This is a genomic window from Sphaerisporangium rubeum (assembly GCF_014207705.1).
Classification (GTDB): domain Bacteria; phylum Actinomycetota; class Actinomycetes; order Streptosporangiales; family Streptosporangiaceae; genus Sphaerisporangium; species Sphaerisporangium rubeum.
Window position 1 is genome coordinate 4,138,630 of sequence record NZ_JACHIU010000001.1, and the last position, 24,439, is coordinate 4,163,068.

Sequence of the window (24,439 nt, forward strand, 5' to 3'; positions counted from 1 at the left end):
GAAGGCGGCGGAAAGGGTCAGGCGCATGCGGGTGCTCGTCGTGGAGGACGAGAGGCGGATGGCCGCCGCGTTGCGCCGCGGGCTGCAGGCGGAGGGGTTCGCGGTGGACCTCGCGCACGACGGTGAGGACGGCCTGCACCTGGCGAGGGAAGGCGACTACGACGTCGTGGTGCTGGACATCATGCTGCCGGGGCTGTCGGGGTACAAGGTGTGCGAGCGGCTGCGCGCCGAGGAGAACTGGGTGCCGATCCTGATGCTGTCGGCCAAGGACGGCGAGTACGACCTGGCCGACGGCCTGGACCTCGGCGCCGACGACTACCTCACCAAGCCGTTCTCCTACGTCGTGCTGGTGGCGCGGCTGCGCGCGCTGATGCGCCGCGGCGCGCGCCGCCGTCCGGCCGTGCTGCGCGCCGGTGATCTGGAGCTGGACCCGGCGGCCCGCACCGTCAGCCGCGGCGGGGAACCGATCGAGCTGACGCCGCGCGAGTTCGGCCTGCTGGAGTACCTGCTGCGCCGTCCCGGCGAGGTGGTGTCCAAGACCGAGATCCTCGAACACGTCTGGGACACCTACGACACCGACCCCAACGTGGTCGAGGTGTACGTCGGCTACCTGCGCAGGAAGATCGACGTCCCGTTCGGCCGCGCCACGCTGCGCACGGTGCGCGGCGCGGGCTACCGTCTGTCCGGCGATGGCGGCTGAGACGGCCGGCGCCGAGCGGCCGGGGGACGCCGGACGGATCGGCCGGGATCGCGACGCCGGATCGGCGGGCACGCCGCGTGCGGCGCGGTCCGCGTGGCCCGGGCCGCTGGTGTGGTGGCGGCGGCGGAGCCTGCGGCTGCGGCTGACGGTGACGGCGTCGGCGGTGCTCGCCGTGGCGCTGGCGCTGGCGGCGGCGCTGCTGGTGCTGGTGCTCGGCCGCGCGCTGATCGCCTCCACCGACGAGGTGGCCTACCAGCGGGCCAGGGACGTCGCGGCGCTCGCCGACGCGGGACGGCTGTACGACCCGGTGACGGTGCCGGACGGCACGATCGTGCAGGTGCTCGACGCGCGTGGCCGCGTCACCCATGTCACGCCGGGGGCCGACCGGCTGGTGCCTCTGGTGCCTGAGCGCGACCGCGCCGCGCGGCGAGGTGGCCGGGGGTTGTTCGTGGACGGCGGGCCGTACGGCATCCCCGGCCCGCTGCGCGTGGTCGTCGTGCGGGCCGACCAGGGCCGCACGGTGATCGCCGCGCGGTCGTTCAAGGACGTCTCCGACAGCATCTCCACGACGGTCCACACACTGGTCGTCGGCACTCCCCTGCTGCTCCTGCTGCTGGCCGCCGTGAGCTGGATGATCATCGGACGTACGCTGCGGCCCATCGCGGCCCTGCGCGCCGGCGCCGAGGAGATCAGCGGCACCGCGCGGGCCCGCCGCCTCCCCGTGCCGGAGGCCCGCGACGAGGTGCACGACCTCGCGACCACCCTGAACGCGATGCTGGATCGGCTGGAGGCGGCCGGCGCGTCGCAGCGGGCCCTGGTGTCGGACGCCGCGCACGAGCTGCGCAGTCCGCTGGCCAGCATCCGCCTGCAACTGGAGGTGGCGCTCGGCCACCCCGAGGGCCAGGACTGGCGGGAGACCGCCGAGGGGGTCCTGGAGGACACCATGCGGCTCAGCCGGCTCGCCGAGGGCCTGCTCACGCTGGCCCGGCTGGACGAGCGGCGCCGGCCGCACCGCATGGAGGAGGTCGACCTCGCCGACCTGGCCGCCTCGACCGCCGAGCGGTACGACGGCGCGCTGGTGACGCTCGGCGCGATGGAGCCCGCGCGGGTGCGGGGTGACGCCATGGACCTCACGCGGGTGCTGGTCAACCTGCTGGACAACGCCGTGCGGCACGCGCGCTCGCGGGTGACGGTGGAGCTGCGCGCGCGGGACCGGGCCGTGCTCGTGGTCACCGATGACGGGCCGGGAGTGCCGGAGGCGGACCGCGAGCGGGTGTTCCACCGGTTCACCCGCCTGGACGACGCGCGCAGCAGGGACGACGGCGGCGCGGGGCTCGGCCTCGCCATCGTCCGCGAGACGGTGCGCGCGCACGGCGGCTCGGTACGCCTGGAGGACGCCGGCCCCGGCCTGCGTGCCGTCGTCGTGCTTCCGCTCGCCTGACCACCGCCGTCACGCCTTACCGGAGGACCACAGATGATCTTCTCCTGGTACCTCCGTGAGAGGGAGGCACAGGCTCGTCCACGCTGCCTCTTCCGTGGTGACATGTGATCTCATAAGGGGATTCGTCACCAGCGTGTGGAGGGCCAGTGCTTCCTGAGAAAGGCCGGTCCGCCGGCGAACTGCTCGCCGAGATCGAGCGGCTGCGGCGGGACGACCTGCAGGTGCGCGGTGGCAAGGTCACCGCCTACGTGTACGACACCGGCCGCGCCGAGGTGCACGAGGCGGCGGCCGGGGCGTACGCGCGGATGCTGGAGGTGAACACCCTCGACCCGACGGCGTTCCCGAGCATCGTGGCGATGGAGCGGCAGGTCGTCGGCGCGGTCGCCGGCCTGCTCGGCGGCGGTCCGGGGACGCCGGGGATCTTCACCAGCGGCGGCACCGAGTCGATCATGCTCGCGGTCAAGGCGGCACGTGACACGTGGCGGGCCGGTGGCGGACGGCCCGTGGAGGGGACGGCGGACGCGGCCGGCGCCGCCATGGCACCGCCGCGGGAACACGGACGTGGCCGGCCGCAGATCGTGGTGCCGGTGACGGCGCATCCGGCGTTCCGCAAGGCGGCGCACTACCTGGGGCTCGACGTGGTGGCGGTGCCGGTGGACGCGGCGACGTTCCGGGCCGATCCGGACGCGACGGCGGCGGCGATCACGCCGGCGACGGTGCTGGTGGTGGCGTCGGCGCCGTCGTACCCGCAGGGGGTGGTGGACCCGGTGACGGAGATCGCCGCGGCTGCCGCCGCGCGCGGTGTGCCGTGCCACGTGGACGCCTGCGTCGGCGGGTGGCTGCTGCCGTGGCTGGCCGAGGCGGGGCAGCCGGTGCCGCCGTTCGACCTGTCGGTCCCCGGTGTGACGTCCATCTCGTGCGACCTGCACAAGTACGGGTACACCCCCAAAGGCGCGTCGGTCGTGCTGTTCGCCGACCCGGCGATGCGCCGCGCCGCGTACTTCGCCTCCGGCGCGTGGCCCGGGTACACGATCATCAACGCGACGGTGCAGAGCTCCAAGTCGGCGGGCCCGCTCGCCGGTGCGTGGGCCACGCTCAACGCGCTCGGCCGCGACGGGTACCTCGACCTCGCCAAGAACACCCTGACCGCCACGCGCCGCCTCATCGACGGCATCGGCGAGATCCCGGGGCTGCGGGTGCTCGGCGAGCCGGAGTCGTCGCTGGTGGCGTTCACCGGGGACGGCGAGGTGGATGTCTTCGTGCTGGCGGACGAGGCGCGCAAGCTCGGCTGGTTCCTCCAGCCCCAGCTCTCCTACGCCGGCATCCCGGCCAACCTCCACATCACGGTGACCGGTGTGACGCTCGCCGGGGTGGACGCCATGCTGGAGGTGATCGCCGCCTCGGCGCGCGCCGCGCGCGAGCGCGGCCCCGCGCGCGTGCCGGAGGGCCTGCCGGAGATCCTCGCGTCCCTGGACCTCGACGCGCTCGACGACGCGACGTTCACCGAGCTCGCGGCGTCGGTGGGGGTGGAGCTCGGCGGCTCGGGACAGCCCGAGATGGCTGTGGTGAACACCGTGCTCGACGCGCTCCCCGCCGCGACCAGGGAGGCCGTCCTGATCAGGTTCCTGTCGGCGCTGTACGGCTGAGCGAGCGCAGGCGGGTGACGGTGTCCAGCGCGGTGCGGGCCGACGCGGGGTCGTGCACCCGGAACACGCGTGCCCCCTGCCACGCGGAGACGGCGAGGGTGGCGAGCGTGCCGGCGTGGCGCTCGGTCACCGGCAGCCCGCCGAGGGTCTCGCCGACGAAGTCCTTGTTGGAGACGGCCACCAGCACCGGCAGGCCGGTGGCGGTCAGCTCGTGCAGGCGGCGGCTCACCGCCAGGGAGTGCCAGGTGTTCTTGCCGAAGTCGTGCGCGGGGTCGATCAGCACGGCGTCCGCACGCACCCCGGCGGCGACGGCGCGCTCGGCCAGCGCGGTGACGTGCGCCACGACGTCGGCCACCACGTCGTCGTAGCCGACACGGTGCGGCCGGGTGCGAGGCTCGGCGCGGCCGGCGTGCGCGCACACCAGGCCGATGCCGTACGCGGCGGCGACCTCGGCCAGACGGGGATCGGGGCCGCCCCAGGTGTCGTTGAGCAGGTCGGCGCCGGCCTCCGCGACCACCTCACCGACCTCGGCGCGCCAGGTGTCCACGCTGATCACCAGATCGGGATGTGCCTCGCGCACGGCCGCCACCAGGCCGGCGACCCGGCGGATCTCCTCGGCGGCGTCCACGGTGTCACCGGGGCCCGCCTTGACCCCGCCGATGTCCACGATGTCGGCGCCGGCGCGGACCGCGTCGCCGACCGCCGCGAGCGCGGCGTCGAAGCCGTAGGTCCTGCCCTGGTCGAAGAAGGAGTCGGGGGTGCGGTTCACCACGGCCATGACGGCGAAGGCTCCGGGAGGGAACTCACGGCCACGCAGGCGCAGGGTGTGCGGTGTGTGCATCACCGCAAGCGTACGCCGGGCCGGGGAAGCGCCGCGCGGCCCCACACCGCGCGAACGGCCGTGACGTACGGGGCCGGAAGGGGGCCCGCACTCGGGAACGCTCCAAAACGGTCAGGCCGAGGTGCCGCTCTCGGCCACCGATAAGAAGTCCTGCGCCATGCCGGCCAGGCGCTTTCGCACGTGCACCAGCGCGATGATGCGGCGCAGCGCGGGATCGAGGGAACGGACCACCAGACCTGCCTTGGCCGCCTGCTCGGCCATGCCGCGGTACCCCAGCATGGACGCCGACGAGGCGCGGATGGCCATCGGCCACGAGCCGCGTTCGTCGATCTCGGCCGCGATCACCGGCCGCACGCCGTAGGTGGCGAAGAGCTGCTCGAACTCGCGGCGTCTCGCGCTGCCGGGAGGCGGCAGGACCAGGCGCATGGCGTTCAGGCGGATCATCGGCACCGTGTCCGGCAGTTCGAGCCCCGGTGGGGAGAGCAGGACGATCTCCTGCCGTTCCAGGGGGTGGCTGACCAGGTCGGCGGGGACCGGAAGGTCGGTGAGGCCGAGGTCGGCGCGCTGCTCGCGTACGGCGTTGACCACGCCGTCACGGCCGTCGCACCGCACCAGGTGCACGCGGACGCCGGGATGCTCGGCGACGTACGCGGGCAGCAGACGGCCGGCGAGGACCGGTTCCAGGCTCGGCGGGGACGCGAGGCGCAGCTCGCCGCCTGAATGGGTCTGCGTGGCGAGGGCCTCGATCTCGTGGACGGCGTCGAGGGCCTCTCGGGCGAGTTTGACGACGCGGCGGCCCTGGGCCGTCACGACCACTCCCCTGCCGGATCTGGCGAAGAGCGTCATGCCGAGCTCCCGTTCCAGATCGCGGATGGCACGGGAGAGAGCGGGCTGTGCGATGTACAGCGATCGTGCCGCGTCTGTCATTGTGCGGTGCTCCGCAGTGGCGACCACATAACGGAGCTGCTGCAGATTCATGGCAATGAAGCTAGGGCAGAGAGCCACGGCGATTCCGGAACATCGCGGAGATCACCTCGGACGATTTCAGAATGTGACCAGATACAGCGACATCCGTGACTATAGAGAAATGAGTAAAGTTCTGCCCTAAATCCGGGAAGATGGGGATCTTGTGACGGGGGAGTTCGGCGCGGCCCATTGAGGCTGTTTAAGGGGGCCCGGATATGACCGACAACGGAGCGCACCCACCGGCCGGCGGCAGACATCCCTACGGACCGCCGCACGGCGGCCGGGTGCCGCCGTCCGCGACCCGGCCGTATCCCCTCCCGGGACCGCCGCAGGACGCTCCACCTCATGGCGGACCGGGACCGCAGGCGCCGCACAACCCGCAGGGGCCGCACAACCCGCAGGGGCCGCACAACCCGCAGGGGCCGCACAACCCGCAGGGGCCGCACAACCCACACAACCCACAAAGCCCACACGACCCGCATGGCCCGCAGGGTCACCAGCCACCGCAACCGTACCCGCAGGGTGCTCCTCCGCGGCCGTATCCCGCTCCGCCTCCCCCACCGGCACGCCACGCGGCCCCCGCGCCGCCGGCGTACCGGCCGCCGTACGCGCCGCAGGGACCCGCGCAGCAGGGACCCGCGCGGCAAGGGCCGCCACCAGGCGGGTACGGGCCGCCGCAGGGGCCGGGGCCGTACGGGCCCGGCCAGGCGCCGGCCGGGGCCGGCCGGCCGTACCCCGGACCGGGGGTGCCGGGACCGCCGCGGCCGGGACGGCCGTACGCGCCGCCGCCGGGGCCGGGCCGGGGGCCGTTACCGCCGCCGCCGGGGTGGGGAGGGCCGGGGACGCCGCACGGGTGGCGGCCGCCGAAGCGGCGGTCGGGGGCCGGCACGGTGATCGCCGGGCTGCTCGGGTCGGTGGCGGTGGTGTTCGTCCTGCTGGTCATCGGCTCGGCGCTGCTGTCCAAGGCGCGCCTGTCCGAACCGCCGTCGCCGGTGGCGATCCCCACGTACGACCCGGACGCCTCCCGCAGCCACCGGCCCGACTCGAGCGACCGGCCGAGCCACAGCGAGCGGCCCGACCCGGTGGCGACCCGGCCGCGCGCCACCCCCACACGGGACGCGCGGCCACCGGTCACGGTTCCCGTGCGCAACACCACCCTGACCCGCAACTCGGTGTACCTCATCACGGGGCTGCCACGGCAGTCGTGCCGCGCCAGGGCCACCGACATCTACGACGACGCGCAGCTGAAGGACCTGATCCTGCGGACCGGCCAGTGCATGGGACGCACCTGGGCCCCGGCCCTGCGCAAGGCCGGCATCCCGTTCGCGCCGCCGGGGTACGCGGTCAAGGCGCGCGGCGGCCGCGGCGCGTGCGGCGACTTCCCTCAGCGCGGCAGCATCGTGCCGTACTACTGTCCCCGCAACACCACCATCTACGCCGCGACGTCGCCGATCGCGCGCGGACGCGGTAATCAGCAGGGGTACGGGTCGCTGTCGAGCTGGCACGGCGCGATCACCGGCATGATGGCCCACGAGTACGGTCACCACGTGCAGTACCTGTCGGGCCTGTCGGACTCCTGGTGGCGCAGGCACCTCGACGCGCGCTCCACCAGCGGCAGGCTGGCGCTGAGCCGCCGCTTCGAGTTGCAGGCCAACTGCTTCGGCGGTCTGTGGATGCGGTCGGTCGCCGCCAGTTACCCGATCCCGCCGGCGCGCCGCGGCACCCTGTACTACTTCTTCTCCAACGTCGGCGACTGGCCGGGCCGTCCGCGCGACCACGGCTCACCGGCCAACAGCGGCCGGTGGTTCAAGCAGGGGTACGAGCGGACCCGTGTCGCGCAGTGCAACACCTGGCTGGCCCCCGCCTCGACGGTGTCCTGACGGGCCGCCTGGTGCTGTGACCGGCGGGAACGTCGTCGTGGCGCGGGCCAGGAGGCGGGGTACGGTGTCATGTCCCCGTAAGCCACTTGTCACCGCTTGATTTCCTGATATTGGGTTTGGGTCTTTGATGTCCAGGTATGGGGGTTAGAATCCTGGAATTCCGTGGACCACGGGGGGCCGACGAGAGGCGTTTCGCCTGGTGGGCGGCTGGAATCGGACAGTCAGCAGGGAGCGCTTGTGAGCACGCCTCGTGGCCGCACCACCCGGGAGGCTGCCGGCGAAGGGGGCAGCACACCTGGGACAGCCGAGTCACCTGGGACTTCGGAGCCATCCGCCCCGGCCGGACCACAGGAGCCGGCCGGGGGAACGGCCGGTCACGAGGAACGCCGGGACCGGCCGGGACAGGCGGCGGGGGAACCGCCGGACAAGGACCGGCCCGAGTCCCCGCCACCTCCCTCACGTGCGCCGCGCACCCCGAGGGGGCCGCGCTTCGCCAAGCCGCTGACGACGGGTGGCATCATCGGCTGGACCCTGCTGTCGGCCCTGCTGCCGGGTGCGGCGCACCTGCGCGCCGGACGGCGGCGCACCGGGTACATCCTGCTCGGCGCGTTCGCGGCGCTGCTGCTGGCCGCGGGAGGGTTCGCGCTGCTCATCCGGTCCGACCTCGGGTTCGCCGCCAAGGACAGCACACTGGTGGGCCTGATGGCGGTCGCGGGTCTCGGCGCGCTCGGGTGGTTCGCGCTCCTGATCACCTCCTACGTCGCGCTCGGGCCCGACCGGCTGCCGCAGACCGGCCAGGTCATCTCCGGCATCGTCGTCGGCGTGCTGTGCGTCGGGGTGATGGCGCCGTTCGCGCTGACCGCCGGCAGCGTCATGACCCTGCGCAACACCGCAAACGCGGTGTTCCCGAGCGAGCCGGACGACCCGGCGGCGGCCTCCCCGATCCGGCAGGAGGACCCGTGGGACGGACAGCGCCGGGTCAACTTCCTGCTCATCGGCGGCGACGCCGCAGGCAACCGCACCGGGGTGCGGACCGACAGCATGACGGTGGCGAGCGTGGACGTGCGGACCGGCAACTCGGTCATGTTCGGCCTGCCGCGCAACCTGCAGTTCGTGCGCTTCCCCAAGGGCGACCCGCTGGCGGAGCGGTTCCCGCAGGGCTTCACCGGTGACTCCGGCCAGGGCCTGCTCAACGAGGTGTGGCAGTACGCCGAGGACCACCTCGGCAAGGGACACGGCCCGCGGGAGCTCAAGGCCGCGATCGGCCACACCCTCGGCCTGCGCATCGACTACTACGTGATCGTCGACATGTACGGCTTCGCGGCGCTGGTGGACGCCATCGGGGGCCTGCGCATCCGGGTCGAGCAGGACATCAAGTGGGGCGGCCACTTCGGCACGGCCGGCACCATCAAGGCGGGGTACCGCAAGCTCGACGGCGAGCACGTGCTCTGGTACGGCCGGTCCCGGGTGAACAGCGACGACTTCTCGCGCATGTCACGCCAGCGGTGCGTCATGGGTGCGCTGCTGGACCAGGCGACGCCGAGCGTGGTGCTGGCCAACTTCGGCAAGATCGCCTCGGCGACCCGGCACCTGTTCCGCACCGACATCCCCCGCGACCTGATCGAGCACCTGGTGCCGCTGGCGCTGAAGGTCAAGGACGCGAGGATCACCAGCCTGCAGTTCGTGCCGCCGACCATCTGGCCGGGTTCGGCGGACTGGCTCAAGATCCGCCGCCTCACCTCGCAGGCGCTGCGCGAGTCGGCCCGCACCGCGCGGCCCCCGCTGGCCGCCGGCGTGACCGCCACCCCGTCGGGGTCCGGCACCGCGGACCCGTCCGCGAGCGGCCCGTCCCCCACCCCGTCCCGCGCCGTGACCGCCACACCGTCACGCACCCCGACCCCGAACGACCAGGGCAAGAAGGAAGGGGCCAAGTCCCTCGCCGAGTCCTGCGGGTTCTGACGGGACGGCCCTCAGGGCGAAGACGCGACACCCCCGGCGGGGGGACGCGACGACCTCCGGCACGAAAGGGCCCGGTGACCGCCTCCGGTCACCGGGCCCTTTCTCGTGTCACGGGCTAGGCCACCGCTTTGGTCCCTCGGGGCATGAGAGCGAAGGCGCCGAGGTAGAGCAGGCCGGCGACGATGAGCAGGCCGTTGTAGCCGATCACCAGGGACAGGTACTCCAGGCAGCCGCCGAGGATCGCGCCGAGCAGGTTCGCGCCGAACGCCGTGGTGGCGTCGGCGGTGTCGTTGAACCGTTTGGCGAACACGACGTTGGCCGCGAAGATCGGCAGGAACGCCACCACCACCGCGCACACGGCCCGCAGCGGCAGCGGAAGACCGAGCAGCCACGAGTTCGGCACGAGCGCCGCCAGCACCAGCCCGCCGAACAGGATGCCGTACATCACCGGTAGTGACGGCGTCCTGAACCGCCGGGTCACCTCGACGGCGGCGAGCACCGCCACGAGCACACCGGCGAACACCACGGCGTTCACCACCCAGGTGGTGCCGAACAGCAGCGCGAAACCGGTGATGTTCTTGGTCTCCAGCAGCAGGAACGACACGCCGAGCAGGAACAGGTCGGCGTACGGCCGCATCCGGCGGAACGGCCCGGCGACCGCACGGACCGCGAGCACGCTGACCAGCAGGATCAGCCCGAGCGCGATCAGGTAGATGGACGGGATGTCCCTGCCGTGCAGGTAGAGGAACGGCCGGTCGTCCACCGCCGGCGGCGGGGTGCCGGCGCTCGCGCCGAGCCAGGTGCTCGGGCAGACCTGCGCGTCCGGGGTGAACCCGGCGGTGATCACGGCCTGCCGTCCCGCGCCGACCTCGTCCACGCAGGGTTTGTGGCCGAACGCCGCCTCGGCGGTCGAGGCCAGCCGGTCCACCAGCCACAGCTCGCGGTAGTAGTTGTACATCGCGAACGCGCCGCCGGGCTTGAGGTGGTTCCGCGCGGCGCGCATGGACTCCTCGGTGAACAGGTAGCTCTCCAGGCGCAGCGAGCTGGCGCCGGACACCAGGGTCAGCGAGTCGGGGAGCGCGAACAGGATCAGGTCGTACTTGCGGTCGGTGCGTTCGAGGAACGCGCGGCCGTCGGTGATGTGCGTGGTGACCCGGGGATCGCTGTAGGGCCGGTCGGGGTGGTTCTTGAAGCCGAGCTCACGCAGCTTGGGGTCGATCTCGACCGCGTCGACGTGCTTGGCGCCTTTGGACAGCGCGATCGCGACGTCGGTGCCGCTGCCGGCGCCGACGATGAGCACGTCGTCCAGGCGGCCCTGCGTGCCGACGGCGGTGCGCTCGTACGGCAGTGCGTACTGGCGTTCCCACTCCAGGCGGTTGCGCGCCGGGATGGCCTGCTGGTGCGGGATGCCGTTCACCTGGATGTCCATGATCGGCACGTCGCCGACCGCGAAGAACTTGTGGGTCACCTTGTAGTACGGCGACCACAGCGCGCCGGCGTTGAGCGTCTCGAAGGCCAGCGCGCCGACGATCACCAGTGAGGGGACCGTCACCAGGCCGACGTACCGGCCGAGCGACCTCGGCTGCAGCAGCACACCGTAGGCGACGGCGACGATGAGGCCCCAGGCGACCGGCGGCGCGCTCAGGAACGACAGCGCGGAGAACAGCACGATGCCGGTGAGACTGCCGATCAGGTCGTAGCGGTAGGCGTCGAGCCGGGACAGTTCGGTGAAGCAGCGGCCGACCATCTCGGCCGGGCCCATCAGCACGACCGCGGCGGCCACGAAGATGACCGGCAGGATGGCCCACGCCGGCGGGCCGCTCGTGGACAGGCTGGTGAAGTACAGGATGCCTTCGGCCTCGCGGTTCACCGTGACGGGGAACCGCAGCACGATCAGCACGAGCGCGGCCAGCACCAGCGGCGAGTAGTACGGCTGCCGCGTGGTGCGTCCCGCCCTGAGGAACCCGAGCCCGATGCCGAGGAAGGACCCGAGCAGCACGAAGTTCGTGAAGTAGCTCAGGTGCACGATGTTGGAACCGGTCCAGCGGATGAGGGCCAGTTCGAGGAACAACATGAACGCGCTGGCCACCACCAGCCTCGGCCGCACGGCGAGCCGGGGTGCCCGCGCGGCACCGGAGTCAGGGTGAGGTGGGGTGTCAACGGCGATCACGGGTGACAACGTAGTCAAAAGGCCCCCGCTCGGGAAGCCTGCGGAGGTGAGTCGCGGTGGCTCCGGCCGGTCACTGCGCGTCATCGATCTCTGTCCGCCGGAGAGCCGCGAAACTTACATCGCGGTGGCCGCGCGTGATCCCGGCCGTCCGCCGGAAATTGACCACATCGACTTTGTGGCAATCGTGGGGAAATGGCGGTGCACACGGTATTTCTGCTGGTAGACGGGCCGGAATACGTACGGCACGGTTGTGGGATTCGCGTCGTCGTCTCTTCGAGGTGGTGTCCTCATGCGGGTCCTGATCCAGTTGCGTCCCGATCCCGATCTCGTCACCGCGGTGGCGACCCCCGGCATGACGGCGACCACCGCCGACGTGGCCGGGGAGTTGCCGGGGGTCGACCTCGACCTCGGTTTCACGCCGGTCGTGGTGCCCCGCGCGCGGCCCGCCGCGCCGGACGGCGACCCGTTGTCGCTGCACCAGCCGCTGGTCTTCTCCATGGCGGCCGAGGAGGCGTCGGTGCTGGTGCGCGGCGAGATCGCCGACGACGAGAGCACGACGCGCATGGCGATGCTGCACACGCGGCACCGCGACGTCGTCGGGGTGTACGCCGACCCGGTGATCGAGACAACGCTGACATGTGGCGGTTCCCCGCCGGTGGGGTCCTGGCAGGACGTCGAGCGGCTGATGGCGGTGCGTGAGCTGCTCGCCGAGGGGTGCGACGGCACGGGGGTGGCGCTGGCCGTCTGCGACACCGGCGTCAACGCGGCGCACGTCACGCGCAAGATCGGCCGCGAGTGCGTGATCGATCACGAGCGGAGCTGGAACCCCGCCGGTGTCGAGGGCAGGCCCGGCGCGTTCGAGGTGGACCACGGCACGATGTGCGCCTTCGACGCGCTGATCTGCGCGCCGCGCGCCTCGGTGATCGACGTCCCTGTGCTGCTGTCGCGGCGCAAGGGCGAGACGGTGATGGACGGCCTGCTGTCCGACGCCGTCGCCGCCTTCGCGCACCTGCGCACGGTGCTCGACGCGCAGCCCGAGGACCGGCGGGCCCTGGTGGTCAGCAACAGCTGGGGGTCGTTCTCCCCGCTGTGGGACCTGCCGCCTGGCCGGCCCGGCAACTACTCCGACAACCCCGCGCACCCGTTCAACATCATCGTCGGCAGCCTCGCGCAGGCCGGCGCCGACATCCTGTTCGCGGCCGGCAACTGCGGGGCCGAGTGCCGCGACGCGCGCTGCGCCTACCCGCGACGGCCCATCGTCGGCGCCAACTCCCACCCGCAGGCGCTGTCCATCGGCGGGGTCGACACCAACGGCCGGCGCGTCGGTTACTCCTCGCAGGGTCCCGGCCGGCTCAGCGACCGCAAGCCCGACATCTGCGCCTACACCCACTTCGCCGGCTCCGAGGCCTTCGGCGACGGCAAGCCCGACTCCGGCACCTCGGCCGCCTGCCCCGTGGCGGCCGGCCTGGTGGCCGCCGTCCGCACCCGCTGGCCCGCCTCGGTCCTGCCGCCGGCGCAACTGCGTGCCCTCCTGCAACGCACCGCCGAGGACCGCAGCGACGTGGGTTACGACTACGACTACGGATACGGCATCACCGACCCGGTCGCGCTCCTCGCCGCCTTGGAACGCCGCGCGTCGGCGTTCGTCCACTGATCCCGCGTCGCATCGCCGGGCCGTGACGTGCCGCATGCCGACCCGCCGTCCCGGCCGGACCGTGGCGTGGCGGGTGGTCATGTACCGTCACGGCCGGACCGTGGCGTGGCGATCACGTAACGTGGTGCCATGGTCCTGATCACCGTGCATCTGCCGACCGGTGCGACCCTGGCCGACGCTCGGCGCGAGCTCGGCCTCACCGAGGAGGAAGTGGACGACGCCTACGGCCTCGTCCCCCTTGACCCCGGCCAGGGCCTGTACGCCTTGCGGGTCACCGAACCCGCCGCGCGCCGCGCCGCACCCCCCGGCGGCGGCCCTTACTCCGACCCGCCGATCGAGCCGTTCGGGCCTCCCCGGTGACCCGGAACGGCGGGAAGCGCTCGGTCCCGGCCCGGCGGGGACCACGCACCGTCGAAAGGCGCGCGGCTAGCGCGAGTAGTGCTCGACGACGAGCTGTTCGTCGACGGGAAGCCGGATCTGTGCGCGTTCCGGCTTGGCGGTGAGCGTGAAGGTCAGGTTCGCGAGGTCCGCCGTCAGGTACGGCGCGGTGACCTCGTCGGCGTGCACGCCTTCGGCGGCGGCGACGAACGGCTGCATCGCGCGCGACTTCGGCCGGACCGCCACCACCTGGCCGGGTCGCACCAGGTAGCTCGGGATGTCGACCTTGCGGCCGTCCACGGTGATGTGGCCGTGGCCGACGTACTGGCGTGCGGCGTAGATGGACGGCGCGAGCCCGGCTCTCAGCACCAGCGACGCGAGGCGGCTCTCCAGGATGGCCACCAGCTCGGCCCCGGACCTGCCGGGCCGGCGCCGCGCGAGGGCCCAGTACCGGCGCATCTGCTTCTCCGACACGTCGTAGTACCAGCGCAGCTTCTGCTTCTCCAGCCGGCGCACGCCGTAGTCCCCGGCCGTGCGGCGGCTGGTCGTGCGGCCGTGCTCGCCGGGTGGGTAGGGCCGCGCCTCGAAGTAGCGGACGGCCTTGCGGGTCAGCGGGACCCCTGCTCTGCGTGACAGCCGCACCTTGGGACCGGTGTAGCGCACGATCACCTCACTGTGGTTAGGTAAGCCTTACTTAGGTAACCCTAACATCAGTGCCGACGTGGCCGCGGGACCACCCGCGACGAGAACCAGGAGCATCACCATGCACGTCACGGTCCCGCCGATCTCCGAGCGCGTCCGGGGCCTGGCCCTGACCGCCGCACCCACCCACGTCTCCCTGGACGGCACCGCGCACACGGCCCGCGGCGCGGTGGACGAGGCCGGCCGTCCCCTGCTGCTGGTCCGGCCCGGCGAGCCGCTGCACACCCTGCGGGACGAGGCCGTGGTGACCGTGGACCTCACCGCCACCCGCGCTCTGGCCGGGATCGACCACCCTCGCGGCCTGCTGAAGATCCAGGGCTGGGCCGAGGCCGTACCGGAGGCGGGCCTGCGGGCCGCGGCGGTGGCGGTCGCCGCGCGCTGTCCCGACGAGTCCCTGTTCGCCGCCGTCGAGAACGACCCGGCGGGACCACGGCTGTTCCAGGTGGACGTCGCACAGGTGATCTACCTGACCGGCCAGGAGTCAGGCATGCTGGACGCCGAGGATTACTTCGGCACCGGTCCCGACCCGCTGCTGGAGGCGGCCGAGCGCATGCTGGCGCACGTCAACGGGTCTCATCGCGAGCAGTTGCACGGCGCGCTCGCCGTCCTGCTCGGCCACCCGGTGCGGGACGCGTGGCTGTGGGAGCTGGACCGCTACGGCGTGACCGTGCGCTCCGGCGTCGAGGACCCCACCCTCATCCGCCTGCCGTGGCCCTCACCGGTGACCACCCCGCACGCTCTGGAGCGCGCGCTGGCCGCCATGCTCTGCCCCCACGAGCGCCGCCGACCGTAGCGCCGTGTCCACGGCCTCCGGTGCGAGGATGTGGTCGATCACCATGAGCGCGCAGCCGACGATGCCGGCGGACGGGCCGAGGCGGGTGCGCTCCACGCGCAGGCTGCGGGTGGCCAGGGCCGTGGAGCGGCGGTGCACGACCTCGCGCACGGCCGACACCAGGGGCTGGAAGCTCTCTGTGACGTCGCCGCCGAGGACGACGACGGCGGGGTTGAGCAGGTTGACGGCGCTCGCCACCACCTCGCCGAGGAGGCGGCCGGCGCGGCGCACCACCGCCATGGTCTCGGCGTCACCGGCGCGCACCAGCGTGACGACGTCGGCGAGTGAGGAGACCTCGCGTCCGCGGGCCCGCAGGTCGCGCAGGATGGCGGTGCCGCTGGCCACCGAGTCGACGCAGTCGATGTTGCCGCATCTGCACAGCACGCCGCCGCCGTCGCGCACGGGGATGTGGCCGATCTCGCCGGCGGCGCCGAGCGCGCCGCGCAGGATGCCGCCGCCGGCGATGACGCCGGCGCCGATGCGGGTGGAGACCTTCACGAACAGCAGGTCGTCGACCTCGGGTGCGTACGCGGCGCGGTATTCCCCCATCGCGATCACGTTGACGTCGTTGTCGACGAACACCGGCACCGGGTAGCGTGCCGCGACGATCGGCGGGATGATCACGCCGGTCCAGCTCGCCATGACGCGCGCGCTCTCGACGCGGCCCGCGGCGAACTCCACCGTCGCCGGCATCCCCATGCCGACCCCGCGCACCGACGACAGGGGCCGGTCGCCGAGCAGGCCGGCCCAGTGGTCCATCAGCAGCGGCAGCACCACGTCGGGGCCGCGCTCGACGTCGATCTCCAGCTCGGTGCGGGCCAGCTCGCGGGCCGCCAGGTCGCACATCGCGATCTGCGTGCGTCCCGCGCCGAGCGAGGCGACGAGCACGACTCCCCCGGTCGCGTCGAACCTGAGCCGGGCCGGCGGCCTGCCTCCGGTGGAAGGGCCCTCGGTGTCCTCGACCACGAGGCCGTGCTCCAGCAGCTCGCCGACCCGCAGGGCCACGGCGGGCCGGGACAGCCCGGTGACCCGGCCGATGTCGGCGCGGGTGACCGCCTCACCCGACCTGATCAGGCCGAGCACGTCACCGCTGGTGGCCAGCGTGGCCGCTGATCGTCGCCGCACGGGGACAAGTCAACCACACCCACTTTTGTAACGCAAAGTTCCTAAGTTGCTCATATCAATCGGCAAAACTGTGCTTGTGTCCGGCATAAGTTACGGCTAGTGTCCGGTCTGTCCGTGACTGGCCGATCCTTCGGAACGGTGCCGTACCCGAACCCCCGCCACCACCGACGAACGGCGCGTGTCCGGCGACGGAAGGCACCGCCTCGGCACGCACCCGGCCGGCACCGCCGGACCGGACCCCGCACGTGAACCGCCCGGCCACGGCCGGGCCCGGCACGAGGAGAACCTGCCGTGAACCCCGTCGTCGAGGAGGTCACCGCACGCGTCACCGCACGCAGCCGGTGGAGCCGCGCCGCCTACCTGCGGCGCGTGGAGGCCGCGGCACGCGAGGCCCGTGAGCGTGGCCCCGCGCGCACCGCGCTCGGCTGCGCCAACCTGGCCCACGGATTCGCCGCCTGCTCCCCCGCCGACAAGCTGGCGCTGCGCGGCGCGGAACGGCCCGGTGTGGCGATCGTGTCGGCGTACAACGACATGCTGTCGGCGCACCAGCCGTACGAGACCTACCCGCCGCTGCTGAAGGCGGCGGTGCGCGAGGCCGGCGGCGTGGCGCAGTTCGCCGGCGGGGTCCCCGCGATGTGCGACGGCGTCACGCAGGGCCGTCCCGGCATGGAGCTGTCGCTGTACAGCCGCGAGGTCATCGCCATGGCCACCGCGATCGCGCTGTCGCACGACATGTTCGACGCCTCGCTGCTGCTCGGTGTGTGCGACAAGATCGTGCCGGGCCTCCTGATCGGCGCGCTGCACTTCGGCCACCTGCCGGCGCTGTTCGTCCCCGCGGGGCCGATGCCGTCCGGGCTGCCGAACAAGGTCAAGGCGCGGGCCCGCCAGGCGTTCGCGGAAGGCAAGATCGGCCGCGGCGAGATGCTGGACGCCGAGGCGAAGTCCTACCACTCCCCCGGCACGTGCACCTTCTACGGCACGGCCAACTCCAACCAGGTGCTCATGGAGGTCATGGGCCTGCACCTGCCGGGCTCGACGTTCGTCAACCCCGGCACCGAACTGCGGGACGCGCTGACCGCCGCGGCGGGACGGCGTGCCGTCCAGATCACCGCGCACGGCGAGGAGTACACCCCGGTCGGCGAGGTGGTGGACGAGAAGGCCGTGGTGAACGCGGCCGTGGCGCTGCTGGCCACCGGCGGCTCCACCAACCACACCATGCACCTGGTGGCGATCGCCGCCGCGGCCGGCGTCGAACTGCTGTGGGACGACCTCGCGGCGCTGTCGGCGCATGTGCCGCTGCTGACCCGCATGTACCCCAACGGCCAGGCGGACGTGAACCACTTCGAGGCGGCCGGCGGCATGCAGGTGCTGATCGGCGACCTGCTGGACAACGGGCTGCTGCACGAGGACGTGCTGACCGTCGCGGGCCGCGGCCTCGGCCGCTACCGCGAACGTCCCACTCTCAGCGGCGGCGCGCCGGTATGGGCCGAGGCGCCGGGGGTGAGCGCCGACCTCGACGTGCTGCGGCCGGTGGCCGAGCCGTTCTCCGCCGACGGCGGCATCCACATTGTGCACGGCAACCTCGGCCGCGCGGTCAGCAAGGTGTCGGCGGTCAAGCCCGAGCACCTGGTGATCGAGGCCCCCGCCAAGGTCTTCGACGACCAGGCGGAACTGCTCGCGGCGTTCGAGGCAGGCGCACTGGACGGCCAGGACTTCGTCGCGGTGATCCGCTACCAGGGGCCGCGCGCCAACGGCATGCCGGAACTGCACAAGCTGACGCCGCCGCTCGCGGTGCTCCTGGACCGGGGGATGAAGGTCGCGCTGGTCACCGACGGCCGCATGTCCGGCGCGTCCGGCAAGGTGCCGGCGGCCATCCACCTGTCCCCCGAGGCGGCCGACGGCGGCCCCATCGCGCTGGTGCGCGACGGCGACCCGATCCGGCTGGACTCCGCGGCCGGCACGCTGGAACTGCTGGTGCCGGAGGCAGAGCTGGCCTCCCGCACCCCGGCGGGCCGTCCCCTGGCCGACGACGAGTGGGTGGGGACGGGACGCGAGCTTTTCACCGCGTTCCGCCGCATGGCGGCCCCGCCGGAGCGGGGTGCCGGGGTCTTCGCGTTGAGTGGCGCGGAGACCGCGACCTTCGGCGGTCTGCCGGTGGCGCGCGACGACGCCGGCGGCATGAGCCTGCGTACCGGGGACGGGACGCGAAAGAGCCAGGCATCCGGTGACGGGACGCGCGGAGGCCGGGGATCCGGGATCGGTGCGCGGGGGGTCCTCACGGAAGGCGCGCGGGGTCGTCGCGCGGCGGAGTTCGCGGAGGGTCGCGCGTGAGCGGCATCGCGCCGCCGTCGGCGGCGGCGCCGTGGCTGGTGGCCGACATCGGCGGGACCAACGCGCGGTTCGGGCTCGTGACGGCGCCGCAGGGACGGCCGGAGTCGGTGGCCGTGCTGCCGGTGGCGGAGTACGACGGTCTGGACGGCGCCGTGCGCGCGTACCTGCGGACGCACAGCGGGGGCGTGCGGCCGGAGGCGGCGTGCCTGGCGATCGCCGGGCCGGTGCACCGCGACCGGTACCGGCTGACCAACGCGGGGTGGTCGGGGTCGGTGGCCGGGCTCGGCATCCCGCACGTCGAGCTGCTCAACGACTTCGAGGCCCTTGCGCTGTCGCTGCCGCGGCTGACCGGTGAGGAGGACCTCGCGTCCCTCGGCGGTCCCGTCCCGGCACCCGGCATGGTGAAGGCCGTGCTCGGGCCCGGCACGGGTCTCGGCGTGGCGGGGCTGGTGCCGGCGCGCGGGGGCTGGGTGCCGGTGCCGGGAGAAGGCGGCCACGTGTCGGCGCCGGCCGTGACCGACCTGGAGATCGAGGTGGTCCGGGCCCTGCGCTCCGACGGCATGGCGTTCGTGGACGCCGAGCACCTGCTGTCCGGGCCCGGTCTGGAGCGGCTGCGGCACGGGCTGGCGCTGGTCGAGGGGGTCGCGGTGGCGCCGCTGCCGGCCGCCGAGATCGTGGCACGGGTGGATGATTCACTATGCTCACAGACCGTTTCGGTGTTCTGTGGGCTACTGGGGAGCTTTGCGGCTAATGTCGCGTTGACGCTCGGCGCACACGGCGGGGTGTACCTCGGGGGTGGGATCGTGCCGCGGATCGTCCGGCGCATACGGGAGAGCGACTTCCGGCGCCGCTTCGAGGCCAATCTCGTGCTGTCGGGGTACCTGACCGGCATTTCCACGACGGCCATCGTGGCGAGGCAGCCCGCGCTGACCGGCGCGACGGCCTGGCTCGGCCAGAAGTTCGCCGACCAGCGGCCCGGCCCGAAGCCCGGCTACGCCGACCGTGTGGCGTCACCCGCGCCGCCGGCCGGCCCACCGTCCCCGGGGACCGCCGGACCGGCGGCGTCCCCACGAACGAGGAGCACCGCGCAGTGAGCGTTCTCGACCTGGCACCCGTCGTCCCCGTCGTCGTGGTGGAGGACGTGGCGACCGCCGTGCCGATGGCCCAGGCGCTGGTGGCGGGGGGTCTGCCTGCCATCGAGGTGACGCTGCGCACCTCCTGCGCGCTGGAGGCGGTGGCGCGGATCGCCGCCGAGGTGCCGGGTGCGGTGGTCGGCGCGGGGACCGTGCGCACCCCGGCCGAGGTCACCGCGGCGGTGGACGCGGGGGCGCGGTTCCTCGTCAGCCCCGGAGCCACCCCGGCGCTGCTCGACGCGATGGCGGGCTCCGGCGTGCCGTACCTGCCCGGCGCGGCGACCGCCTCCGAGGTGATGGCGCTCGCCGAGCGGGGCCTGACCGAGGTGAAGTTCTTCCCCGCGGTCCCGGCCGGCGGCGTGGCGTACCTGAAGGCGCTCGGCGGGCCGCTGCCCGAGGTGCGGTTCTGCCCCACCGGGGGGATCCGGCCGCAGACCGCGCCGGAGTTCCTCGCGCTGCCGAACGTCGGCTGCGTCGGCGGCACCTGGCTCACCCCGGCCGGCGCGCTCGCCGCCGGCGACTACACCCGCATCGAGAAGCTCGCCGCCGAGGCCGCCGCGCTGCGCGGCTGACCCCCCTGTCCGCCTGCGGCCTTCCCTCCTCTCTCGGAAGGCGCGCGGGTGAACGCCATGAAGTCGCCGTGACCCGATCGACGTTCATGGACCTCGGCCCGTGGCCCGCCTCACCCGGCGGCCACGGGCCCGTCCTCCTCAGCGCCGCCGGTCCTCATCGACAGCGACGGGGCCACGTCCTCCAGGGGACGGCGCTCGGCGCTCACGCCGAACAGCAGGGCCACCAGCCCGGCCACCAGCATCAGCACCGCCGCGCCGAGGTAGCCGAGGAACAGGCGCTCGGGTTCGGGCCGGTCGCCGATCAGCGCGCCGAACACCACTGGGCCGAGCGCGCCGAACAACTGCGCGAGCGAGAAGAACATCGCGATCACCAGGGCCCGCAGCTCCAGCGGGAACAGTTCGCTGACGGTCAGGTAGCCGGAGCTGGCCGCCGCCGAGGCGACGAAGAACATCACCGACCACAGCAGCGTCTGGGTGGTGGCCGTGAGCAGGCCCTGGCGGAACAGGACGCTCGTCACGGCGAGCACCGCGCCGGCCGCCAGGTACGTCCCGGCGATCATGGGCCGGCGGCCCACGATGTCGAACAGCGGCCCGAGCAGCACGGGCCCCGCGAGGTTCCCCGCGGCGAACAGCAACAGGTACAGCGACGCGTCGTGCGGGGAGACGCCGTAGAACGTGCCGAGCACCAGCACGTACGTGAAGAAGATCGAGTTGTACAGGAACGACTGGCTGATCATCAGCGTGGCGCCGAGCACGGCACGCCGGGGATAGTCACGCAGCACCACCCGCGCGATCCGCCGGTACGACGGCGTCCCGTGCGGCCGCAGCTCGACGGCCCGCGACTGGTCCACCGGCGGCAGTTCCCGGCCGCCTTCCCGCACCGCCGCCTCGACCCGCGCCGTCTCCCGCTCGGCCTCGGCGGCGTGGCCGTGCGTCATCAGCCACCGCGGGCTCTCCGGCAGGTGCCGCCGCAGGCCCCAGATCAACAGCCCGAGTCCCGGCCCGATCAGCAGCGCCAGCCGCCACCCGAGGTCGGCCGGCAGCAGGTCGGGGTTCAGCAGGAAGTACGTCCCCGCCGTCCCGATCATGGCGCCGAGCCAGTAGGTGCCGCTCACCGTCAGGTCGACCCGGCCCCGGTAGTGCGACGGGATCAGCTCGTCGACGGCCGAGTGGACCGCCGCGTACTCGCCGCCGATCCCGGCCCCCGCGAAGAAGCGGAACACCAGCAGGAACGCCAGGCCCGGCGAGAACGCCGTGATCCCGTTCGCCACCAGGTACAGCGACAAGGTGAACAGGAACAGTTTCCTGCGGCCGAACCGGTCCGCCAGCCTCCCGAAGACCAGCGCACCGGCGACCTCCCCGACCAGGTAGACCGTGGCGGTGAGCCCCACCTCGACCGACGTCAGCCCGAGCGTGGCCCTCTGCCGCAGCACCGACCCGATGGCGCTGGCGATGGTGATCTCCATGCCGTCCAGCACCCAGGCCACCCCGAGCGCCACCACGAGCCGCGTGTGGAACCCCGACCACGGCAAACGGTCCAGCCTCGCGGGCACCAGGCTCCGCACGACGTCCCCCATGCGGCGAGACGTTATCCACCGGGAGAGGCCGCCGGCCGCGCGGCGTTTTCGTGTGGCCGGAGAAATGCCGCTCTCGTTGGTGAATCAGGAGGTCTCGGCGGGACCGGCAACGTCAATATCCACCATAATCGCGACATAACACCTTTAGGCGGTTTTTCGCAGCGCGTTTCCTTTCACGCTGGTTATCATGGAATTCCGCAGGTGATCCGCATTCAGTCCGGCTGTTCAGGCCGCCGTCCGACAGGCCATGATGGAACCCGAAGTCGTCGTCGCGCTCGTCACCGGCACCACCGGGCTCATTGTCGGACTTGTCGGCGTGCCGCTCACATACGTCACCAATCTGCGTATGCGGCGGCACCACACACGCGACCTGATGGCACGCTACCGCGACCCTTTACTGTGGGCCGTCCACGACCTGCGCAACAGGCTGCGGGTCATCCTGTATCACGGCCACCTCGCGAGGTACGTCGCGGAGGGGTCCAGCGAGTTCCGCAGGACCTACGCGATACGCCACACGATGTTCGTGCTCGCCGAGTACCTCGGCTGGGTGGAGATCCTGCGGCGGTCCATCGGCTTCCTCGACCTCGGCGACCGCGCGAGCAACCGCAGGCTCGTCGAGCAGCTCGTCCGGGTGCGCAGGGTGCTGTGGGACCCCGAGCTCGACCCGGGCTTCCTCGTGCCGTCCGGGCACCAGCGCGCCATCGGTGAGCTGATGCTCGTCGCCGACGACTCGGTCGCCGAGCGGGGGTGGCGCTGCATCGGGTTCGCCGAGTTCTGCGACCGGCTCGACGGCGACCCGAGATTCGGCTACTGGTTCGAACCGCTGGCGCGGCAGATCGTCGACCTGGCCGCCGAGGCCGGCGCCGATCCCGCCACTGAGGTGGGTGGCCCGCGCGTCCGACTCCTGTACTCCCGGCTGGAGGAGCTGGTCCAGCTGCTCGACCCGGACGGCGCACGGTTCCCGCTCAAGGCGGAGCGGGAACCGGGTGCGACGTCACCTGAGGTCAGCGCGTCTCCGCCGCCTGCACGTCCCGCATCGACAGCGACGGTGTCAGGTCCTCCAGAGACCGGCGCTCGGCCTTGACGGCGAACCGCCAGGCGACGAGGCCGGCGCCGACCATGAGGGCCGCGGCGAACAGGTAGCCGTAGAACAGGCCGGTGGGGTCGGGATCGTCCTGGTCGCCGATGAGCGCGCCGAAGATCACCGGGCCGAGCGCGCCGCAGCCCTGCGCGACGGAGAAGAACACGGCGATGGCGAGGGCCCGGATCTCCAGGGGGAACAGCTCGCTGACGGTCAGGTAGCCGGAGCTCGCCGCCGCCGAGGCCACGAAGAAGATGACCGACCACAGCAGGGTCTGGGTGAAGGCGTTCAGCACCCCGAGGTGGAACAGCCAGCCGGTGATCGCCAGCAGCACGCCGGACACGATGTAGGTGCCGGAGATCATGGGCCGGCGGCCGATGGTGTCGAACAGCGGGCCGAGGACGAACGGGCCGGCCAGGTTGCCGACCGCGAACGCCAGCAGGTAGACGGAGGAGTCGCTCGCGGAGACGTCGTAGAAGGTGCCGAGCACCAGCACGTACGTGAAGAAGATCGCGTTGTAGAGGAACGACTGGCTGATCATCATGGTCAGGCCGAGGATGGTGCGGGTCGGATACTCCTTCACCACCACCCTGATGATCTCCCGGTAGGTCGGCGACCCGTGCGGCCGCATGTGCAGCGCCTTGTCCTCCGGCACCGGCGGCAGTTCCTTGCCGCTGCCGGCGACGTGCCGCTCGACCTCCGCGACGGCCGCCTCGGCCTCCTCGTGCCTGCCATGCATGAGCAGCCAGCGCGGGCTCTCCGGCAGGTGCCGCCGCAGCACCCAGATCGCGGCGCCGAGCACCGGGCCGATCAGCAGGCCGGCCCGCCACCCGAGGTCGACCGGCAGCAGGTCGGGGTTGAGCAGGATGTAGGTGCTCGCGGTGCCGATGATGGCGCCGAGCCAGTACGTCCCGCTGACCGCGAGGTCCACCCTGCCGCGGAACCGGGACGGGATCAGCTCGTCGATCGCCGAGTGGATGGCGGCGTACTCACCGCCGATGCCGGCCCCGGCGAAGAACCGGAACACCAGCAGGAACGCGTAGTTCGGCGAGAACGCCGTGATGCCGTTGGCGATGAGGTACAGCGCGAGCGTCAGGATGAACAGCCTGCGCCGGCCGAACCGGTCCGACAGCCGGCCGAACACCAGCGCACCCACGACCTGGCCGATCAGGTACACCGTCGCGGTGAAGCCGACCTGGACCGCCGACAGCCCCAGCGTGGCCCTTTCCTGCAGCACCGACCCGACCGCGCTGGCGATCGTGATCTCCATGCCGTCCAGCACCCAGGCGACCCCGAGGGCCACCACGAGCCTGGTGTGGAACCGCGACCACGGCAACCGGTCCAGCCGCGCCGGCACCAGTGTCCTGACCACCCCGTCGGTATCTGTAGCAGCCATCCGGCCACCGCCTTCGAACCCCGGCCGCTCGCCTGTGGGCGGCCGTCCACGGCGA

19 protein-coding genes are annotated in these 24,439 nt (G+C 72.6%); 12 read left to right on the top strand and 7 right to left on the bottom strand.

Features of this window, described 5'->3' with window-relative positions; translation table 11 throughout:
• Positions 1-25: 25 nt before the first annotated feature.
• The 3 genes from BJ992_RS17830 to BJ992_RS17840 all read left to right on the top strand — a co-directional run bounded on the left by BJ992_RS17830 (position 26) and on the right by BJ992_RS17840 (position 3,787).
• Positions 26-700, top strand: coding sequence for a response regulator transcription factor (locus tag BJ992_RS17830; protein ID WP_184982439.1), 675 nt, complete (start codon positions 26-28; stop codon positions 698-700).
• Positions 690-2,141 carry a sensor histidine kinase gene (locus tag BJ992_RS17835; RefSeq protein ID WP_184982441.1) on the top strand — a complete coding sequence of 484 codons (1,452 nt, stop codon included), beginning with the start codon at positions 690-692 and terminating at the stop codon, positions 2,139-2,141. Before BJ992_RS17830 ends, BJ992_RS17835 begins: the two co-directional genes overlap by 11 nt.
• A gap of 146 nt (positions 2,142-2,287) precedes the next feature.
• Positions 2,288-3,787 carry an aminotransferase class V-fold PLP-dependent enzyme gene (locus BJ992_RS17840; protein WP_184982443.1) on the top strand — a complete coding sequence of 500 codons (1,500 nt, stop codon included), beginning with the start codon at positions 2,288-2,290 and terminating at the stop codon, positions 3,785-3,787.
• On the opposite strand, the gene folP is transcribed toward BJ992_RS17840, so the two are convergent.
• Entirely contained in the window at positions 3,759-4,628 is an 870-nt protein-coding gene (folP, locus tag BJ992_RS17845; RefSeq protein WP_184982445.1) for a dihydropteroate synthase, read from the bottom strand. The genes BJ992_RS17840 and folP overlap by 29 nt on opposite strands.
• A gap of 111 nt (positions 4,629-4,739) precedes the next feature.
• Positions 4,740-5,606: a LysR family transcriptional regulator gene (locus BJ992_RS17850; RefSeq protein ID WP_184982448.1), complete on the bottom strand. Its 867-nt coding sequence runs from the start codon at positions 5,604-5,606 to the stop codon at positions 4,740-4,742.
• A 203-nt stretch (positions 5,607-5,809) separates the two neighbouring features.
• Here BJ992_RS17850 and BJ992_RS17855 point away from each other — a divergent pair, with 203 nt between their 5' ends.
• Positions 5,810-7,474 (top strand): neutral zinc metallopeptidase, encoded by a 1,665-nt coding sequence (locus BJ992_RS17855; RefSeq protein WP_184982450.1) that lies wholly within the window; start codon positions 5,810-5,812, stop codon positions 7,472-7,474.
• Between the two features lie 237 nt (positions 7,475-7,711).
• Positions 7,712-9,433, top strand: a complete 1,722-nt coding sequence (locus tag BJ992_RS34310; protein ID WP_184982451.1) for an LCP family glycopolymer transferase — start codon at positions 7,712-7,714, stop codon at positions 9,431-9,433.
• A 115-nt stretch (positions 9,434-9,548) separates the two neighbouring features.
• On the opposite strand, the gene BJ992_RS34315 is transcribed toward BJ992_RS34310, so the two are convergent.
• Entirely contained in the window at positions 9,549-11,603 is a 2,055-nt protein-coding gene (locus BJ992_RS34315) for a spermine/spermidine synthase domain-containing protein (RefSeq protein WP_343072720.1), read from the bottom strand.
• Between the two features lie 289 nt (positions 11,604-11,892).
• Here BJ992_RS34315 and BJ992_RS17870 point away from each other — a divergent pair, with 289 nt between their 5' ends.
• A complete protein-coding gene (locus tag BJ992_RS17870; RefSeq protein ID WP_184982455.1) occupies positions 11,893-13,257 on the top strand; it encodes a S8 family serine peptidase in 1,365 nt (454 codons plus the stop codon).
• 129 nt (positions 13,258-13,386) lie between these two features.
• Entirely contained in the window at positions 13,387-13,617 is a 231-nt protein-coding gene (locus BJ992_RS17875; RefSeq protein ID WP_184982457.1) for a hypothetical protein, read from the top strand.
• Positions 13,618-13,683: 66 nt separating this feature from the next.
• Here BJ992_RS17875 and rpsD read toward each other — a convergent pair whose 3' ends face one another.
• Complete coding sequence (rpsD, locus tag BJ992_RS17880; protein WP_184988398.1) at positions 13,684-14,298, bottom strand: 30S ribosomal protein S4; 615 nt, start codon at positions 14,296-14,298, stop codon at positions 13,684-13,686.
• Positions 14,299-14,398: 100 nt separating this feature from the next.
• On the opposite strand from rpsD, the gene BJ992_RS17885 reads away from it, so the two are divergent.
• Positions 14,399-15,130: a DUF2470 domain-containing protein gene (locus BJ992_RS17885; protein WP_221474876.1), complete on the top strand. Its 732-nt coding sequence runs from the start codon at positions 14,399-14,401 to the stop codon at positions 15,128-15,130.
• Here the strand turns inward: BJ992_RS17885 and BJ992_RS17890 are convergent.
• Complete coding sequence (locus BJ992_RS17890; RefSeq protein WP_184982459.1) at positions 15,053-16,294, bottom strand: ROK family protein; 1,242 nt, start codon at positions 16,292-16,294, stop codon at positions 15,053-15,055. The genes BJ992_RS17885 and BJ992_RS17890 overlap by 78 nt on opposite strands.
• A gap of 291 nt (positions 16,295-16,585) precedes the next feature.
• On the opposite strand from BJ992_RS17890, the gene edd reads away from it, so the two are divergent.
• Genes edd through eda form a run of 3 tightly spaced genes read left to right on the top strand, consistent with a single transcriptional unit; the run spans position 16,586 to position 20,330 of the window.
• Positions 16,586-18,625 carry a phosphogluconate dehydratase gene (gene edd, locus BJ992_RS17895; RefSeq protein ID WP_343072721.1) on the top strand — a complete coding sequence of 680 codons (2,040 nt, stop codon included), beginning with the start codon at positions 16,586-16,588 and terminating at the stop codon, positions 18,623-18,625.
• Positions 18,622-19,719 carry a glucokinase gene (locus tag BJ992_RS17900; RefSeq protein WP_184982461.1) on the top strand — a complete coding sequence of 366 codons (1,098 nt, stop codon included), beginning with the start codon at positions 18,622-18,624 and terminating at the stop codon, positions 19,717-19,719. The genes edd and BJ992_RS17900 overlap by 4 nt, the downstream gene beginning before the upstream one ends.
• Positions 19,716-20,330 (top strand): bifunctional 4-hydroxy-2-oxoglutarate aldolase/2-dehydro-3-deoxy-phosphogluconate aldolase, encoded by a 615-nt coding sequence (eda, locus tag BJ992_RS17905; RefSeq protein ID WP_184982463.1) that lies wholly within the window; start codon positions 19,716-19,718, stop codon positions 20,328-20,330. The genes BJ992_RS17900 and eda overlap by 4 nt, the downstream gene beginning before the upstream one ends.
• Before the next feature lie 110 nt (positions 20,331-20,440).
• On the opposite strand, the gene BJ992_RS17910 is transcribed toward eda, so the two are convergent.
• Positions 20,441-21,907, bottom strand: coding sequence for an MFS transporter (locus tag BJ992_RS17910; protein WP_184982465.1), 1,467 nt, complete (start codon positions 21,905-21,907; stop codon positions 20,441-20,443).
• Between the two features lie 247 nt (positions 21,908-22,154).
• Between BJ992_RS17910 and BJ992_RS17915 the strand changes: the two genes are divergently transcribed.
• Positions 22,155-22,991, top strand: a complete 837-nt coding sequence (locus BJ992_RS17915; protein WP_184982467.1) for a hypothetical protein — start codon at positions 22,155-22,157, stop codon at positions 22,989-22,991.
• On the opposite strand, the gene BJ992_RS17920 is transcribed toward BJ992_RS17915, so the two are convergent.
• Positions 22,912-24,384, bottom strand: coding sequence for an MFS transporter (locus BJ992_RS17920; protein WP_184982469.1), 1,473 nt, complete (start codon positions 24,382-24,384; stop codon positions 22,912-22,914). The genes BJ992_RS17915 and BJ992_RS17920 overlap by 80 nt on opposite strands.
• Between the last annotated feature and the right edge of the window lie 55 nt (positions 24,385-24,439).

Coding starts and splice junctions, on each gene's coding strand:
- BJ992_RS17830 (WP_184982439.1), top strand. CDS start 26: ATGCGGGTGCTCGTCGTGGAGGACGAGAGGCGGATGGCCGCCGCGTTG.
- BJ992_RS17835 (WP_184982441.1), top strand. CDS start 690: ATGGCGGCTGAGACGGCCGGCGCCGAGCGGCCGGGGGACGCCGGACGG.
- folP (WP_184982445.1), bottom strand. CDS start 4,628: ATGCACACACCGCACACCCTGCGCCTGCGTGGCCGTGAGTTCCCTCCC.
- BJ992_RS17850 (WP_184982448.1), bottom strand. CDS start 5,606: ATGAATCTGCAGCAGCTCCGTTATGTGGTCGCCACTGCGGAGCACCGC.
- BJ992_RS17855 (WP_184982450.1), top strand. CDS start 5,810: ATGACCGACAACGGAGCGCACCCACCGGCCGGCGGCAGACATCCCTAC.
- BJ992_RS17870 (WP_184982455.1), top strand. CDS start 11,893: ATGCGGGTCCTGATCCAGTTGCGTCCCGATCCCGATCTCGTCACCGCG.
- BJ992_RS17875 (WP_184982457.1), top strand. CDS start 13,387: ATGGTCCTGATCACCGTGCATCTGCCGACCGGTGCGACCCTGGCCGAC.
- BJ992_RS17885 (WP_221474876.1), top strand. CDS start 14,399: ATGCACGTCACGGTCCCGCCGATCTCCGAGCGCGTCCGGGGCCTGGCC.
- BJ992_RS17910 (WP_184982465.1), bottom strand. CDS start 21,907: ATGGGGGACGTCGTGCGGAGCCTGGTGCCCGCGAGGCTGGACCGTTTG.
- BJ992_RS17915 (WP_184982467.1), top strand. CDS start 22,155: ATGATGGAACCCGAAGTCGTCGTCGCGCTCGTCACCGGCACCACCGGG.
- BJ992_RS17920 (WP_184982469.1), bottom strand. CDS start 24,384: ATGGCTGCTACAGATACCGACGGGGTGGTCAGGACACTGGTGCCGGCG.